We start from the raw sequence: 14,952 nt of genomic DNA on the forward strand, positions 1-14,952 counted from the left end.
AAGTGCATAGAAAGAAAAATGGCCCTCCATTGAGGGCTTTGGGCTATTTTAGCAACTTATGTATTTTTATTTTAGATTTAACTTGTTGTTTTGGATCCACCCGTTCTTAGTGCCAAATAAGCAGTCAGAACTCTATTAAAATCTAATTCTTGTAATTCCCCACGATATGTGTTCGGTATTAAACTTAAATCGAATGATAAAGAAGAATCGATTTCGGCGTATGACTTTTTATCTAGTTGAGCTGCTTCCCAATGGACAATTTGAATTCGGTTTGGAAAACGGGTCGATGGCTCAGAACCAGTGATTTTAACCAATACAGCGATTGTAGTTCGATCAGGTTTAATAGACATAATTAAAGCCGGACGTGTCTTACCTGCAGCTTAGCCCGGCTTTATAGGTGGTTTAAAAGGGAAATATAAATCGTAAATTTCGCCTGCTTTCATTAGTCTTCTAACCAGCGCAAATGCTGTGGATTGTTGTAATCTAAATTTGTCACTACTCCATTTTGATCTACTTTTAATACAGGCTCGTTCTCATTTAGTCTTAAAGCTTCTATCCGCTTTGACATGATCGTATTTCTGACGGCTAAACTGACACGCATTCCTCGAATACCAAGGGCTCTACCAGTCTTTACCCGCCCCCTTAATGTTTTAGGCATTCTATTTCTCCTCCTTTTTCTCACTTGCAAGCCTCCTCTACCTTGTTAAGGTTTAGGATAGTATGTGCAAAAAATGAAAAGATAAGCTTAACATTTCCAACTTTTACTATTTATAGTTTACCCAATCGTAGAGAAAGTAGTCAAGAAAAGGATGGTGGGAAAGGAAACACGGTGACGGTTCTCGTGTTTCCCTAATCATTTCCACTTGTCTAATAAAAATTTAGTTTAGGATGCATGTCACCACCAAAATAAACTTTTTTCATAGCTTTGTCCTACGCCCTGCCGCGTATATTTCAAGTAACTGTATGAGAAAAGTGAAAGATAGTGTAAACGCTAAACTATTTACTTTTAAAAGTATTGTTGTAAATCTTGTTGTATATCAATCAAATATTTTCTGCAAATTTAGGAACGAACGTTTTGTTTTTCTAGCAATCTTTCAAACAAAATGATAATATGAACATAACAATTACATAAAGCAGGTGGGCGGTTAGCCATCTCCCGATAGGAGGGAGGTGGAAAAATGACGACATTCGATGGGAAACACGGTGACGGTTCTCGTGTTTACCTAATTATTTCCATTTAACTAATTAATAATTATTTTAAATTTGTGAGGAAAACTGGAAGGAATTTAGAACCAGTTGTTGAATACTAATAAAGAACCGTAAAATCTGCTTTTCTCCAACACTATCAATTCACTCACCCAATCATTTATTCTCCAATCGAATCTTCAAACATTCATTTCACTTATTAAATCAATCATCTTTTTAAAGGGAGGCTTTTCATTTGACCGTCGAGACCAGGGGGACGGTTCGTATAGGGGTCAATCGGAAGTTTTGCACGCAAAAAGGCACAACTAGTGGATAATGCTAGCTGTGCCTTAGCTTCCTTTTATGCGTTTTAACTAAATGCAAAATTTTTGATTGCCCAGGAAGAATGAAGTCGCGGTCCCTGGCCCCTATGGGGTTTCAATGTTTTGGAAACACGGGGACGGATCTCATGTTTCCCTAATCATTTCCATTTAACTTATAAATGGGACGGGGGGACAGGTACCCTGTCCCATTTTATTGATAATATTACGATATGGGCTAAAGTGTCCATCTAGAAACACGGGGACGGTTCGTATAGGGGTCAATCGGAAGTTTTGCACGCAAAAAGGCACAACTAGTGGATAATGCTAGCTGTGCCTTAGCTTCCTTTTATGCGTTTTAACTAAATGCAAAATTTTTGATTGCCCAGGAAGAATGAAGTCGCGGTCCCTGGCCCCTATGGGGTTTCAATGTTTTGGTTTTTCCTTATTTTTTGTCTTTTTAGGTGTTTTTTACTTGAAACAATCATATTTGTATCCAATGATGGTTGTTTGCGGACATAACTTCCCCCTCCCCACAAAAGAGGCTTTTTTAAGAATAGGCAGGACATCTTTCATGATGATGAGGACCGGATAAAATTTCTTGATATCCTTCAAAAATATAAAATGAAATATGAATTGACCGTTTATGCTTGGTGTCTTATGAGTAATCATGTACATCTGTTAATAAAAGAGGGGAACGATGACATTTCGGTTACAATGAAGCGTCTAGCAGTGAGTTATGTCAAGCACTACAACTGGAAATACAGAACAACAGGACATCTGTTTCAGGATCGATTCAAAAGTGAAAGAGTGGAAAATAAAAAATACCTACTCATAGTTGTTAGATATATTCACCAAAATCCAGTTAAAGCAAGAATGGTTCATCAACCTGATAAATGGAGATGGAGTAGCTGTTGTGAATACTATGGCAGAAGCACCTTTCCAAAGAACTTGTTGGATGGTGATTATGTTTTAAGCATGTTTTCTGCTGATAGTGAGGTAGCGAGAAGGAGATTTAAAGAATTTAAATGAAAGAATAAATAATGATCAATGTCTAGAAGATAAAGTGAAACACGGGGACGGTCCTCGCATTTACCTAATTATTCCCATTCCGTCTAATTTACAAATATTTTTCTTTTTTCAGGAAATCTAGAAGGAATTTAGAACAAGTTTTGAATATCAATAAAGAACCGCAAAATCTACTTTTCTTCACCACTATCAATTCACTCACCCATTCTCTACTCTTGAAGCGAATCTATAAGAATCATTTCACTTATTAACTAAATAATTTTATAAGGAAACTATTCATTTGACCGTCAAAATTTCCAGCATCGGTTTAAAAGGGCTTGAGGGCTACCGTGTCGTGAGACCCCGGCTACTCGATCAAGGGGACATTCCCAAAAGGCACAACACTTATATTAAAGACCAAGGGTGTTCCCCTAGTACAAATCTCATAATCAATTTGAAACTCCTCCTGGTACCATCCAAAAATTACTCTTCTTGGGGCGTGTAAATAGGACTATACATGATTCTGTTCTGGACATTTGCTTGTCCATGATGGCCTTGGAAGTTTGTACTTCTATTTGTTGTTGGTTGTAAAAGATAATGAGAGTGTTTGCTTGTTTGGGGTGGTAGTAATGGATATGTTCGTAGAAGAGCTAGATGCAGTCGTAGGAATCTGGGTAGCAGGTAGGGAAGGCATAGGTGTCTTCAAGTGGATTAATGTGGATTGGGGGACATTGGTAGAAGGATTTTTTATATTGCAGGGCTCTTTTTCTCCTTTTCAGTGAGGATCCCTCTTCAAGGCAGCTTGTTCAGTTAATTTAATCGTTGGTGTGGTTGAATAGAATTCTCCTCTCAACGGAACAAAGGAGCGGAATCTCTTCTGGGACAAGGTCCCTGTCCCAGAAGAGATTCTTTCATCTGTTAATTGATAGAAAACTTTACAAGGTATAAGTCGATTACTTTGGAATTTCTTATTGTAGGCATAATAGGAAGTATATCCAGCCACTAAATTCATAGTTCTCAAGCAGCATCTTTATCCATGATGAAAACATCTGATAAACAGGGGGTGGGGGTCCTGCCTAATATTTTGTTTAATACAAAATGTATTGATTTTACTAATAATTAAAGTGTTTAGTTGTTAATAAGTTGGTGTTTCGATAAAAAATATTGAATTTGGTATATTGAGACTAATTAGTGGTATAATGTATAAAAACGGAGTAGGTGAAAAAAATGAAAAGTGATGTAAAGGTTGTTTCCTTGGAAATGACTAACGTGAAAAATGTTAAATACGGAAAAATTGATTTTGATTTAAACAATGACAATGTGCTGGACGCTCAAGTAGTTGGTTTTTATGGACAAAATGGATCGGGCAAAACTGCAGTAGTAGAAGCATTTTATATTTTACAATCACTATTAAATGCACAGGCCTTACCTTCTAAAAACCAACGTCTGATTTATGAAGGACAAGAAACTCTAAGTCTTAATTTTGAATTCCTTGTTCAGACCGAAAATGAAACCAACAAGGTTAATTACCACGTAGAGCTTGAATATAAGGAAGATAGAATGGTGGTAAAGTCAGAGAAGATCAGAGCAAAAGAAGCAAGGTATGGGAAAATGTTTCTTTATATTAATGAAGAAGATTCACCTATAGAATTACGACAAAAACCTAAACAGGAAGTTGAAAATCTATTAATGGGGATTAAACTATTGGCTGAACAGGTTGAAGGATCGCTATTTTTCAGCAAGATTATTAGTAGTCAATCTCAAAAACTATTTAATGGTATTGATCTGGTGGTGTATAAAGCTCTAAAGGAACAGTTCTCTAAAAATATACTTGTAATTAAGAACTTGCAAGAAGGAGTATTTCCAACATATTTATTTTATAATTTCAATACTAAACTACCTGAAAGTAGTACTTATGATATCAAAGACCCTGTTTCTTTATCAAAAGAGCAATATAATTACTTGTCTAATTTAGTTGAAAGAAACAATGTGGTGCTTAGTGCAATCATTCCAGGTTTACACGTGTATCTTAAAAATATGGGGGCAACAACTTTATCGAATGGTGTTGAAGGAGTTCGTGCTGAATTTATTTCAAAGAGGGGAGATAGATCGTTACCGCTGAGTGCTGAATCGGCTGGAACTTTAAAGTTATTTGCGATCACGACATCTTTGATATCTGTCTTTCACAATCCTTCTGCTTGTGTAATTATTGACGAATTAGATGCAGGTGTTTTTGAATATCTACTAGGAGAATTGATAGAAATTTTTCAAGAGCACAGTAAAGGACAGTTAATTTTCACATCTCATAATTTACGGGTATTAGAAAAATTATCACCACAAAATATATGGTTTACAACCACCAATGAAAAAAGAAGATATATAAAATTTAAGAATCTACAAAAGAATAATAATATGAGAAATGTATATTTACGTACGCTTTTGGTAGGTGGTCAAACTGAGTTTCTGTACGAAGAAACCAATCCAATAAAAATCGTTCGATCCTTTATTGAGGCGGGTATAACAGATGGCGACTAAGAAAAAAAAGGTTCTATTTGTTATTGTCGAGGGTGATTCGGATAGCCAATTTTTCTATGATGAGTTACAGAGGAAATATACTAATGAATTAGTGTTGATAAAGGCGTATAATGGCGATATATTTACCGACCCTGAATTACAAGGGGTGGAGATTAGAGAGCGTATTAGACAATTCTTCATTAAGAGAATTGGAGAATTAAAATTGAAGGATTTTTTAGGAATACTACATTTCTCAGATACTGATGGTTCATTTATCCCTGATGATAATATTCGAGTTAATGTTAATCAAGAAATAAATGTACTATATAGAGAAAATGGTATATTTGTTAATTCAATAGAACAACAAGAGGGTTTACATTATCGAAATAAAATAAAGAGAGTCAACACCCAAACCGTACGCTTCATCGATCATATTACTTATAATAAAGTTAAGATTCCATATCGGTTGTTCTATTTATCACAGCATTTAGAGCATGTGGTGTTTAATGAACTAAATGTTCCACAAAATCAGAAACAAAAAAAGATAATTTCTTTTTTAAAAGACATGCAAGGAGAATCAACGATATTTAATTTGCTGAGCAGTCATTTTCCACCGGTCCAAGACATCGATCATAAACATGTGGAATCATGGAACTATATTTATCAAGATATTCATTCACTTCAAAGATATACTAACGCAGCATTAATGTATGAATATATTGATCAATTATTAGCTGGAAGAACCTAGGGGGGGCAGGGACCCAATGTCATCAAGCTAAAGAGCCAATAATTTATAAATTACATGTGGACCATTGGATTAGAAAAACATGGAAACACGGGGACGGTCAATCTAAAAATGAAGTCTATGATATTGAGAAATGCCTATCAGAGAAATCTAACTGGAGACCCTTAGCTCTTCCACCTGGAGCAGAACAAGTTATTTCGTTTGTTTATCAATTGTTATCCTATTTCAGGGAAAATCCAAATTCATTTCATGGTACTGTATTTTACTATTCATCTGGAAATTACAGTGAGAAATATCAAGCATTTACTAGAAAAACTGTAGCTCCTTTTATTAACTATTTAATAAGCTAACTTGAAGTGTGTCTTATTGATGCTGAGGACTCTGTAGACATCAGAGAAAATAAATCAAAGGTAATTTCTATCCTACTGCAGCAAAGATGTTGAAATGGAAACACGGTGACGGTTCTCGTGTTTTCCTAATCATTTCCACTTGTCTAATAAAAATTTAGTTTAGGATGCATGTCACCACCAAAATAAACTTTTTTCATAGCTTTGTCCTACGCCCTGCCGCGTATATTTCAAGTAACTGTATGAGAAAAGTGAAAGATAGTGTAAACGCTAAACTATTTACTTTTAAAAGTATTGTTGTAAATCTTGTTGTATATCAATCAAATATTTTCTGCAAATTTAGGAACGAACGTTTTGTTTTTCTAGCAATCTTTCAAACAAAATGATAATATAAACATAACAATTACATAAAGCAGGTGGGCGGTTAGCCATCTCCCGATAGGAGGGAGGTGGAAAAATGACGACATTCGAGGCAATTACTGTGGCACTTCAATCTAATCTAGTTTTATTAGGTGTCATTACAGTTGTTGTAATGTTATTCGTCACAAATAAAAAGAAGTAACCGTCCCGCCTCGACCAAAGGTACGGGTGATTACTTCTTTTTGTATTACTTGAAAACATTGGTTAGCCGGTCACATTGCGGCTTGTAGTTGTTACTGATCAGGTGTTAGCGCACCTGATTTTTTTTTTCATATCCTTATTATAAATAAATTAATCTATTATATCAACAGTTTAGCGAGTAAGTAGTGGAAACACGGGGACGGCTCTTATATTACCCTAATTATCTCCAGTTTCTAATTTATTTAAATTTTATTATTTTGGAGCAATCTGGAAGGAATTTTGAACCAGATGTAGAATACCAATAAAGAACCTTACAATCTGCTTTTTCTTCACCAATATCATTTCACTTACACACTCTTTTATTCTCCGATCGAATCTACAAACATTCATTTCATTTATTAAATCCATCATCTTTTTAAAGGAGGCAATTTATTTGACCGTCAAAATTTCCAGCATCGGTTTAAAAGGACTTGAAGGCTATCGCGTGCAGGTTCAGGTACATGTTTCAGAAGGTAAGGAGTCAATGGTGATTGTTGGTCTGCCAGATACTTCCGTAAAGGAATCGAAGGAAAGGGTACTATCGGCGATCCATACACTAGGCTGTAATGTGTCGGAACAGAAGATTGTTGTAAACCTATCACCGTCAGAGCAAAAGAAAAACGGACCATTTTTTGATGTAGCCATGGCCATTGGCATTTTAAAAGAGAGGGGTGAGTTAAAAGGGAGTATTTCAGAAGACTCAGTGTTTATTGGAGCATTAGCTTTAGATGGTACAATAGAGAAGGTTGAAGGAATGCTTCCGGCACTCATCGCAGCCAAATCATTAGGATTCAAGAGAGTTTATTTACCATATGATCCGTTTATCCCGTTAGAAATGTTTGGTGGCTTAGAATGTGTTGTTGTTCAACATATTCATGAGGTAGTACAACACCTATCAGGACAGACTTTACTTCCACTTCATAACCACAAAGAATCCATCGACCTTGTATCTGAAACGTTTGAACATCCTAAGGATTTTTTGGATATCATTGGCCATGAACAAGCAAAGCAAGCATTTGAGATTGCAGCTGCAGGTGATCATAATGTTTTAATGAGTGGCCCTCCAGGCTGCGGGAAAAGCCTTCTTGCTGAAACGTTTCCTTCCATTTTACCGACTCTAACACAAGAGGCACAGCTAGAGGTGCTAAGCTTATACCAGCTCGCAAAGGAAAAACTTATTTCTCCACGAATTGCTCCTTATCGCAATCCTCATCATTCTTCATCAGCTATTTCAATCATTGGTGGAGGCACTTTTCCAAAACCAGGAGAAATATCACTCGCCCACCGTGGGGTCCTATTTCTTGATGAAATGGCAGAGTTTCCAAAGAAAACTTTGGACATGTTAAGGCAGCCATTAGAAGCGGGTAAGGTCACGATTAGCAGGGCACAATCTACTGTTACCTACCCATCATCATTCATCCTCATCGCAGCCATGAACCCTTGTCCATGCGGTTTTCTCGGTTCCAATACACGCTACTGTACCTGTACCAACAAACAAATCCAATCCTACCAAAACAGAATCTCCGGTCCTATTCTTGACCGGATGGATATCCTCCTTTTTTTACAACCTGTTAACTTAGATCAGCCGTCAGAAGGAAGAGTAAGTTCCGCAGCTATCCGAATGAGGGTTGAAGAGGCTCGGAAAAGACAATATGAACGATATCAATCCCAAGTAACAAATGCAAAGGTCCCCTTTGAAAAGTTATCCTCAACCAGCCGATTAAAAGAGAGTCAGTTGAAAATGATCAGACATGTTTCATCTAAACAACAATGGAGCAATAGGGTTCAAATCAAAATTATTCGTCTGGCACGAACCATCTCCGATCTAGAAGGTAGCCGAGAAATCACAGATGAATCTGTTTGGAAGGCAATCACATTACGCCGTGAAAATCATCATAAAGAACAAGTGAAGGTAGGGAAAAGATAATATGAATTTGATAGTTAGTGAGAAAAGCTATGCCGCGTGAAGCTAGAGAGAAAAGTAAAACCGGAATCTATCATATCATTTGGAGAGGTGCGAATAGGCAGGACATCTTTCATGACGATGATGACCGGATAAGATTTCTGGTTGTCTTTCAAAAGTATAAAATCAAATATGGAATGACCGTATATGCTTGGTGTCTGATGAGTAATCATGTGCATCTACTAATAAAAGAAGGAAATGAAGATCTATCAATTACAATGAAACGAATTGGAGTGAGCTATGTCAAGTATTACAACTGGAAATACAGAACAACAGGACATCTGTTTCAGGATCGATTTAAAAGTGAAAGCGTTGAAAATAAGAAATATCTACTCATAGTTGTTAGATATATTCACCAAAATCCAGTTAAAGCAAGAATGGTTCATCAACCTGATGAATGGAGATGGAGTAGCTGTCGTGAATACTATGGTAGAAGCAATTTTCCAAAGAACTTGTTGGATGGAGATTACGTGTTAAGCATGTTTTCTGCAGATAGTGAGCTAGCTAGAAAGAGATTCAAAGAATTTAATGAAAGAATAAATAATGATCAATGTCTAAATGAAGGAGAGTATAAAAATAGACTAACAGACGAAGAAGCAAGGTTGGAGATTAAGAAACGGCTAGGTACAATCGAAATCGCACAGGTAAAGAGTTTACCTAAGGTAAAAAGAACTGAAGTGCTGCGAAAAGTAAAAGCGATTGAAGGGTTGTCGCTGAGACAGGCTGCGAGGATTTTTGGGATTTCTTTGAGTCTTGTTTTTAAGGCGTAATGAACTTGATTGATTTTTTTCAAGGAACATAGGTCCAGTTACTGTGAATGTTTGATTTTTACTTTGTCAAAAGCCAGGTAGTATAAACTGTATATTCAATTAGCTATAGAAAATTGAAGAAGAAACGGAGAAACCGTTTCCGTAATATGTATTCTAGTAATTTTAAATTGGTTAATATTTCAATTAAGGCTATATACTATAGTGACCGCATTCCCCCTCATTTTCATATAGTATATGGTAGATTTATTACTCGTATTTAGATCATATTGGAGAATATATGAAAGCGTGGGACGATTGTATGGCAAACGCCAGCCAAGTAAGGTTCCACCTCTCTACTAGGAGGTGTATTTATGGTTCTAATTAAAAAGGCCCAAGCAGTGCCAGGTTTGGATGGATGGTTACTTGTTGAGTTTTCTGATGGCAATCGCAAATTCGTGGATATCACTCCGCATATGGAGGGTGTGTTAGAGAAATTGAAAGACCCTGAATTCTTTAAACAGGTGTTTGTTGATGAAGAGTTGAGGACAGTATCTTGGCCAGGAGAACTAGATATAGACCCTGACAATTTATATGAAGAGGGAATTCCAATTAAGGCAGTTGAAAATCTGACTAATGCAGTTAAAACAAAAGTTACTTTTGTAGACTTTATTGATCAACAAAGGGCGTAGATATGGAAACACAGGGACCTCTTGTTTCTTTCGTTTGGCTAAACGAAGCAAACACTAGGACCGTCCCGGTGTTTTCTTGTGTCTTAGTTTTATACCAAGTATCTGTTTGAATCTCTTTTTTTCTTCCAAGTGGAGATCCCCTTTTTAAAACTATTATCTAGTTAGGAAAATGGAGACTACACTGACAAAAAGGCACATTGTGTTTAGATATAAGATTATATTAGAAAAATGTGATTTATTACTATGCTCATGGTTTTTATGTTTAAAACAAGATGAATAGTACATTTGACCTTTGATTGAAAGGGATAAACTCCCTTTTGTGAGGAAAAACCATTCTTGTAGTAGATTACATAAGGTCTAGATCAGAGTAGTTGGATGATCTTGCGAAACATCGTTTACGATTCGAAAAAAGAGAAACAGTGCACTGTCCCTCTTTTTAAGCTTGCTCAGTGTCAATATTTATCCCTTTTTATAATAAGGCTAGGGGACTGTCTCTTTAGTATCAAGTAATACTACTATCCATCTCCTCAATGTTCTGCCTCAGCTTTTTCATCGCTTCTCTACCCCATGATTTGACGGCTTGTTCAGTGACGCCATGCTCAAGAGCAATATCTTTGTTTTTCTTATCTTCAATGAACTTGCCTTTTACCCACTTCAATTGGTTTTCTGATAGACCTTCACAGTATGTTGTTAGAATATCTTCTTCAATCTCGACCTCAGCACTCTCATCTATGACATCTAGTTGGCTATCATATTGGGTGGTTAGATTGCGGTCATGAAATTGATTTTCTTTCGATAGACTGGCCAAGACTTTTCCTCTTATCGTAGAAAAGGCAAATGTAGAAAAGCTTCCTTTTTCAGTATTAAAACGGGTTTGTGCCTCCCATAATCCAATCAGCCCCACTTGATAATAGATGTCATGCTCTCGGTAAATATGAACAGTTTTTAACACATGCAAAATAAGTGGATGATGCAACTCTACTAATCTCTCAAAAGGCATTTCCTGAATGTTCACTTGTAACTTCCTTTAAGGAAGCGCGCTTACCATGTATTCCGCCGGTAGCTTTACAATAATTCAAATGAACATAGACGTCTAAATTAAGAATAGTACGTATATCCAGACAAAGAGCAGCCAAATATTACGTATGCCTAGTGAATACGTAAAATATGAGATGGGAAAGAGGCTTGTTATTCTATGTATCTATTCTTTTAAATTAAAAAAGTAATTCCCTCATAAGAGCAAGATTTGAGTGGTTTGGATGATCTTGAGAAACATCGATTACGTTTTCACTTGTTTCCTCTAGATCAGATAACTCCTGGTAAAACAATTCGTCCAACTTTTTAGTTAGGATACCGTAGTAATAGGCAATAGGATTATGCACCTTAAGGAAACACCGGGACGGAGCTCGTGTTTACCTAATTATTCCCATTCCGACTAATTTACAAATATTTTTTTTCAGGAAAACTAGAAGTGATTTAGAATCAGTTGTTGAATATCAATAAAGAACCGCACAAACTGCTTTTCTTAAATACTTTCATTTTCACTCACCCACTCTTTTATTCTCCAATCGAATCTACAAACATTCATTTTATTTATTTAAAATTATCATCTTTTTTGAAACACGAGGACCGTCCCCGTGTTTCCCGTGTTTCCCTTAAGACAGGCACCATGCCCTGTTCACGTGACAAATAAAGACCTGTCCCTTTTTCCTTTCAAGGGAACCTCCCATGTTCTGATTTGTTAATTATTCGTATTAGAACCACTTCGTGTTTCGTTGTATAATAACAATAGGAGGTGAAGCAAAATGGTAGAAGAAAGATTAGAAAGAATGGAAAATATGATCTCACAATTAGTACAGATGGTAGGCAATATGAATGGAAGACTTCAAAAAATTGAAGAGAATAGTGAAGAGCGCCATGTTCAACTAGTTGATCAATTAAAGCAACTAGAAATAGATCAAGATTATATTTGGGAAAAAGCAGCCAGAAATGAAAGAGAGATCGAAAATATAAAAAGAAGACTTGGTTAGAATTCCCCCAAAAGTAAAACTTCTTTGTATTTCATGGAATCCTTCCCCATGGCTCTTCCTCAAATTGACCTAGCCTCTAATACACTCAATCTAGAAACATCTGAAACATCGGGACGGATCTCGTGTTTCCCTAATTACTTCAATTTGGTTAAATTATGAGGGACAAGGGAACAGGTCCTTGTTCCACTATTTTTTTCCAAAAACTTCTAACGACATAGCATAAAGCACGAAAGCGCATTAGTTTAGTCAGGTTCGTGGATGAATAGTCTGTTCTCTTGTTTTGGATGCAGTGTCACACCCCGGATAAACTAGTTTAAAGGTTTTTTTTACATAACCACAAAAAATCATGCTGTTGTCTGATTAGTAAACTGCAGTATACAAATTGCAGCTCTTTGCATTTGCTTTTGTATTGTATAGTGTGATTCATTCATAGATAGATACTGTTCATTTTTAAAGAGGATGTTTGATTGAGTTGTAGCATCTTTTTGGATGTTGGATAGGGGATTGATAGGTATCGGAACTTTCTGCATGGCCCCTGTTAGATGAGTAACGACTTTCTTTCTTCCTTCATAGGTTGATCCACCGTCTAGACAGGCTTCTTTTATTATTTGTGACGGTGTTTGCCTAACAGAAAGCTGACGACTTTGCTCTATTACGATCGTGGAATAGTCCGGATGGACAACGGGTAAAATTTGGGGACAGGTCCCTTGTCCCAAACTGGTGCCGGTGGCACCACTCGAATAATCTGACCCCGGGAATATAAAGCACGACAGTGCTAGATGAAGAAATGGAGTAATATATTTTTCTATTATGCTACTGTACTGATTGTAACGCAGTGAGTTTGTTCCTGTATCTACCAGGGATTAAGAGATCAATTGAATAACTCTGAGGAGAGAAAGATTTTCATTTGTTGATTATTTGAATTAGTATTTGATAGAATGAAAGTGCAACTGAATATTGTGAGGGTGGTTGGTTGTCATTCTTCTTTCCATTTTGGGAAGGAGGTGATAATCATGGAAACATTTCTTGAAATCATTCGTGAAATTTTGAAGGGGATTGTGCGAGAAGTTGCTGCACATGTCTTTCGAAAAAACGTACTAGATAACAAGAAAACCACCCTACGCCGTCGCAAGCTAAAGGGTGGTTCTCGAAAAACTAACAAGTAATTTTGACAACCATCACCCAGACGGTAGAGGTTGCAGGGAGAAGCGCTACCAACGCTTCTCTTTTTATTATTTCTTATTATACATGAAATAAACCCTGAAATAAAGTATATGAAATGACAAACGCAAAAACTGGCTTTTCACAAACTGCCCGAGGAAACACGGGGATGGATCTCGTGTTTCCTTAATTATTCCCATTCCGACTAATTTACAAATATTTTTCTTTTTCAGGAAAACTAGAAGGGATTTAGAACCAGTTGTTGAATATCAATAAAGAACCGCACAAACTGCTTTTCTTCAATACTTTCATTTTCACTCACCCCCTCTTTTATTCTCCAATCGAATTTACAAACATTCATTTTATTTATTAAATTAATCATCTTTTTTGAAACACGAGGACCGTCCCCATGTTTCCATCCTCTCTTTATAATCACACCACCCGAAGGACTTCTCCCGCATGTCTAAGCATTGTTGTTTAAATGCGGTAGATGTATAATATAGAAAAAGGACAATGATTTAGAAGGGGATGAGAAAGTGAGTAATCGTAAGCTGTTGCAAAGCATGGGTAATTTAGAACAAGCACTTACAAGACTTGAGGAAGCCCTTGCGGAAGATTTATCGAATAGTTTATTAGTTGACGGGACGATTCAACGGTTTGAATTTACAATTGAACTCTACTGGAAAACACTCAAACGAATATTAGCTTCTGAAGGGATAGAAACAAAGACACCAAGAGAAACCCTCAAAGAAGCGTATCAAATTGGGTGGCTTAATGATGAAATTGCTTGGCTTCAAATGCTAAAGGACAGAAACGAAACTTCACATACATATGATGAAGAAGCAGCACTTAAGATTTTGCATAACATCAAAGAGTATTTTCCGGAAATGAAGTCCACGCTCAATATCTTACGAAAAAAAGTAGGCAAATAAAATGCTTGCATCTAACTTAATATCTCAAATAACTTCAATAGCAACAAGATTCCCCAATATAAAAAAGATACTTTTGTTTGGCTCGAGAGCCTATGGTGACCACAGGGCACGATCGGATATTGATTTGGCTATAATAGCACCCAATATATCCTCAATGGACTGGTTAACATTTACAGATATGATAGAAGAAGAGTTAGAAACACTCTTGAAAATAGATGTAATAAATCTATCGTTAGCACCAAAAAAGCTTAAAGATGAAGTAGATAATTGCCATGTTGTATTATACGAAAAGTCGTAGTTTGGGTACAGTCACCGCCCGAAACTTGTCGGAGTGGAAACACGGGGACGGTACTCGTGTTCGCCTAATTATTTCCATTAGGCTAATTTATAAATATTTTTGATTTTTCAGGAAAACTAGAAAAGGTCCAAGGGGACAGTTACCTCGTCCCATTACCATGTACACATGTTACGTTTTAATTTTGGGTACATATCACCACGAATAAGCTTGTTTAGTAGGTTGTCCACATCATATGGATGTTGTTAGAGTCATGGTGTACCACTTTGAGAATAGTATTACTTTTATCAAGAATTAAGAATAAGCGCCCCCAATTGTTAGTCAGACAATCCGGGGTGTGTTCATTTAACTATCGCTTTAACATTAATTGGTTAGTTAAATTAAACCCTATCATACGGCTGCAACACCATCTCT

The 14,952-nt window shown here is 36.4% G+C and carries 15 protein-coding genes and 1 pseudogene; 10 read left to right on the forward strand and 6 right to left on the reverse strand.

Annotation, left to right across the window (positions count from 1 at the left end):
• Positions 1-77: 77 nt before the first annotated feature.
• Together PY093_RS18715 and PY093_RS18720 are read right to left on the reverse strand one after the other, a co-directional pair.
• Positions 78-350, reverse strand: a complete 273-nt coding sequence (locus PY093_RS18715) for a hypothetical protein (protein ID WP_275647322.1) — start codon at positions 348-350, stop codon at positions 78-80.
• A gap of 92 nt (positions 351-442) precedes the next feature.
• Positions 443-658, reverse strand: coding sequence for a hypothetical protein (locus PY093_RS18720; protein ID WP_275647323.1), 216 nt, complete (start codon positions 656-658; stop codon positions 443-445).
• Positions 659-2,111: 1,453 nt separating this feature from the next.
• On the opposite strand from PY093_RS18720, the gene PY093_RS18725 reads away from it, so the two are divergent.
• Entirely contained in the window at positions 2,112-2,537 is a 426-nt protein-coding gene (locus PY093_RS18725; protein WP_275647355.1) for a transposase, read from the forward strand.
• 425 nt (positions 2,538-2,962) lie between these two features.
• Here the strand turns inward: PY093_RS18725 and PY093_RS21480 are convergent.
• Positions 2,963-3,292, reverse strand: a pseudogene (locus PY093_RS21480) (competence protein ComK).
• Between the two features lie 448 nt (positions 3,293-3,740).
• Here PY093_RS21480 and PY093_RS18735 point away from each other — a divergent pair.
• The 5 genes from PY093_RS18735 to PY093_RS18755 all read left to right on the forward strand — a co-directional run bounded on the left by PY093_RS18735 (position 3,741) and on the right by PY093_RS18755 (position 10,120).
• Positions 3,741-5,048: an AAA family ATPase gene (locus PY093_RS18735; RefSeq protein ID WP_275647325.1), complete on the forward strand. Its 1,308-nt coding sequence runs from the start codon at positions 3,741-3,743 to the stop codon at positions 5,046-5,048.
• Positions 5,038-5,775 carry a hypothetical protein gene (locus tag PY093_RS18740; RefSeq protein ID WP_275647326.1) on the forward strand — a complete coding sequence of 246 codons (738 nt, stop codon included), beginning with the start codon at positions 5,038-5,040 and terminating at the stop codon, positions 5,773-5,775. Before PY093_RS18735 ends, PY093_RS18740 begins: the two co-directional genes overlap by 11 nt.
• 1,338 nt (positions 5,776-7,113) lie before the next feature.
• Positions 7,114-8,646, forward strand: a complete 1,533-nt coding sequence (locus tag PY093_RS18745; protein WP_275647327.1) for a YifB family Mg chelatase-like AAA ATPase — start codon at positions 7,114-7,116, stop codon at positions 8,644-8,646.
• Positions 8,647-8,675: 29 nt separating this feature from the next.
• On the forward strand, positions 8,676-9,452 hold the full coding sequence (locus PY093_RS18750; RefSeq protein ID WP_275647328.1) for a transposase: 777 nt from the start codon (positions 8,676-8,678) through the stop codon (positions 9,450-9,452).
• 350 nt (positions 9,453-9,802) lie between these two features.
• Positions 9,803-10,120 (forward strand): DUF2442 domain-containing protein, encoded by a 318-nt coding sequence (locus PY093_RS18755; protein ID WP_275647329.1) that lies wholly within the window; start codon positions 9,803-9,805, stop codon positions 10,118-10,120.
• Between the two features lie 502 nt (positions 10,121-10,622).
• On the opposite strand, the gene PY093_RS18760 is transcribed toward PY093_RS18755, so the two are convergent.
• Entirely contained in the window at positions 10,623-11,135 is a 513-nt protein-coding gene (locus PY093_RS18760) for a sigma-70 family RNA polymerase sigma factor (protein WP_275647330.1), read from the reverse strand.
• Between the two features lie 199 nt (positions 11,136-11,334).
• Positions 11,335-11,502 carry a hypothetical protein gene (locus PY093_RS18765; protein WP_275647331.1) on the reverse strand — a complete coding sequence of 56 codons (168 nt, stop codon included), beginning with the start codon at positions 11,500-11,502 and terminating at the stop codon, positions 11,335-11,337.
• Positions 11,503-11,925: 423 nt separating this feature from the next.
• Between PY093_RS18765 and PY093_RS18770 the strand changes: the two genes are divergently transcribed.
• Entirely contained in the window at positions 11,926-12,150 is a 225-nt protein-coding gene (locus PY093_RS18770; RefSeq protein WP_275647332.1) for a hypothetical protein, read from the forward strand.
• Between the two features lie 344 nt (positions 12,151-12,494).
• Here PY093_RS18770 and PY093_RS18775 read toward each other — a convergent pair whose 3' ends face one another.
• On the reverse strand, positions 12,495-12,866 hold the full coding sequence (locus PY093_RS18775; RefSeq protein ID WP_275647333.1) for a competence protein ComK: 372 nt from the start codon (positions 12,864-12,866) through the stop codon (positions 12,495-12,497).
• A 297-nt stretch (positions 12,867-13,163) separates the two neighbouring features.
• Here PY093_RS18775 and PY093_RS18780 point away from each other — a divergent pair, with 297 nt between their 5' ends.
• The 3 genes from PY093_RS18780 to PY093_RS18790 all read left to right on the forward strand — a co-directional run bounded on the left by PY093_RS18780 (position 13,164) and on the right by PY093_RS18790 (position 14,541).
• Positions 13,164-13,316, forward strand: coding sequence for a hypothetical protein (locus PY093_RS18780; RefSeq protein ID WP_275647334.1), 153 nt, complete (start codon positions 13,164-13,166; stop codon positions 13,314-13,316).
• 531 nt (positions 13,317-13,847) lie between these two features.
• Positions 13,848-14,243: an HI0074 family nucleotidyltransferase substrate-binding subunit gene (locus PY093_RS18785; RefSeq protein ID WP_275647335.1), complete on the forward strand. Its 396-nt coding sequence runs from the start codon at positions 13,848-13,850 to the stop codon at positions 14,241-14,243.
• Between the two features lies 1 nt (position 14,244).
• Positions 14,245-14,541, forward strand: a complete 297-nt coding sequence (locus tag PY093_RS18790) for a nucleotidyltransferase domain-containing protein (RefSeq protein WP_275647336.1) — start codon at positions 14,245-14,247, stop codon at positions 14,539-14,541.
• Positions 14,542-14,952: the final 411 nt, after the last annotated feature.

The organism is Cytobacillus sp. S13-E01 (assembly GCF_029193815.1).
Taxonomy (GTDB): domain Bacteria; phylum Bacillota; class Bacilli; order Bacillales; family Bacillaceae_L; genus Bacillus_BV.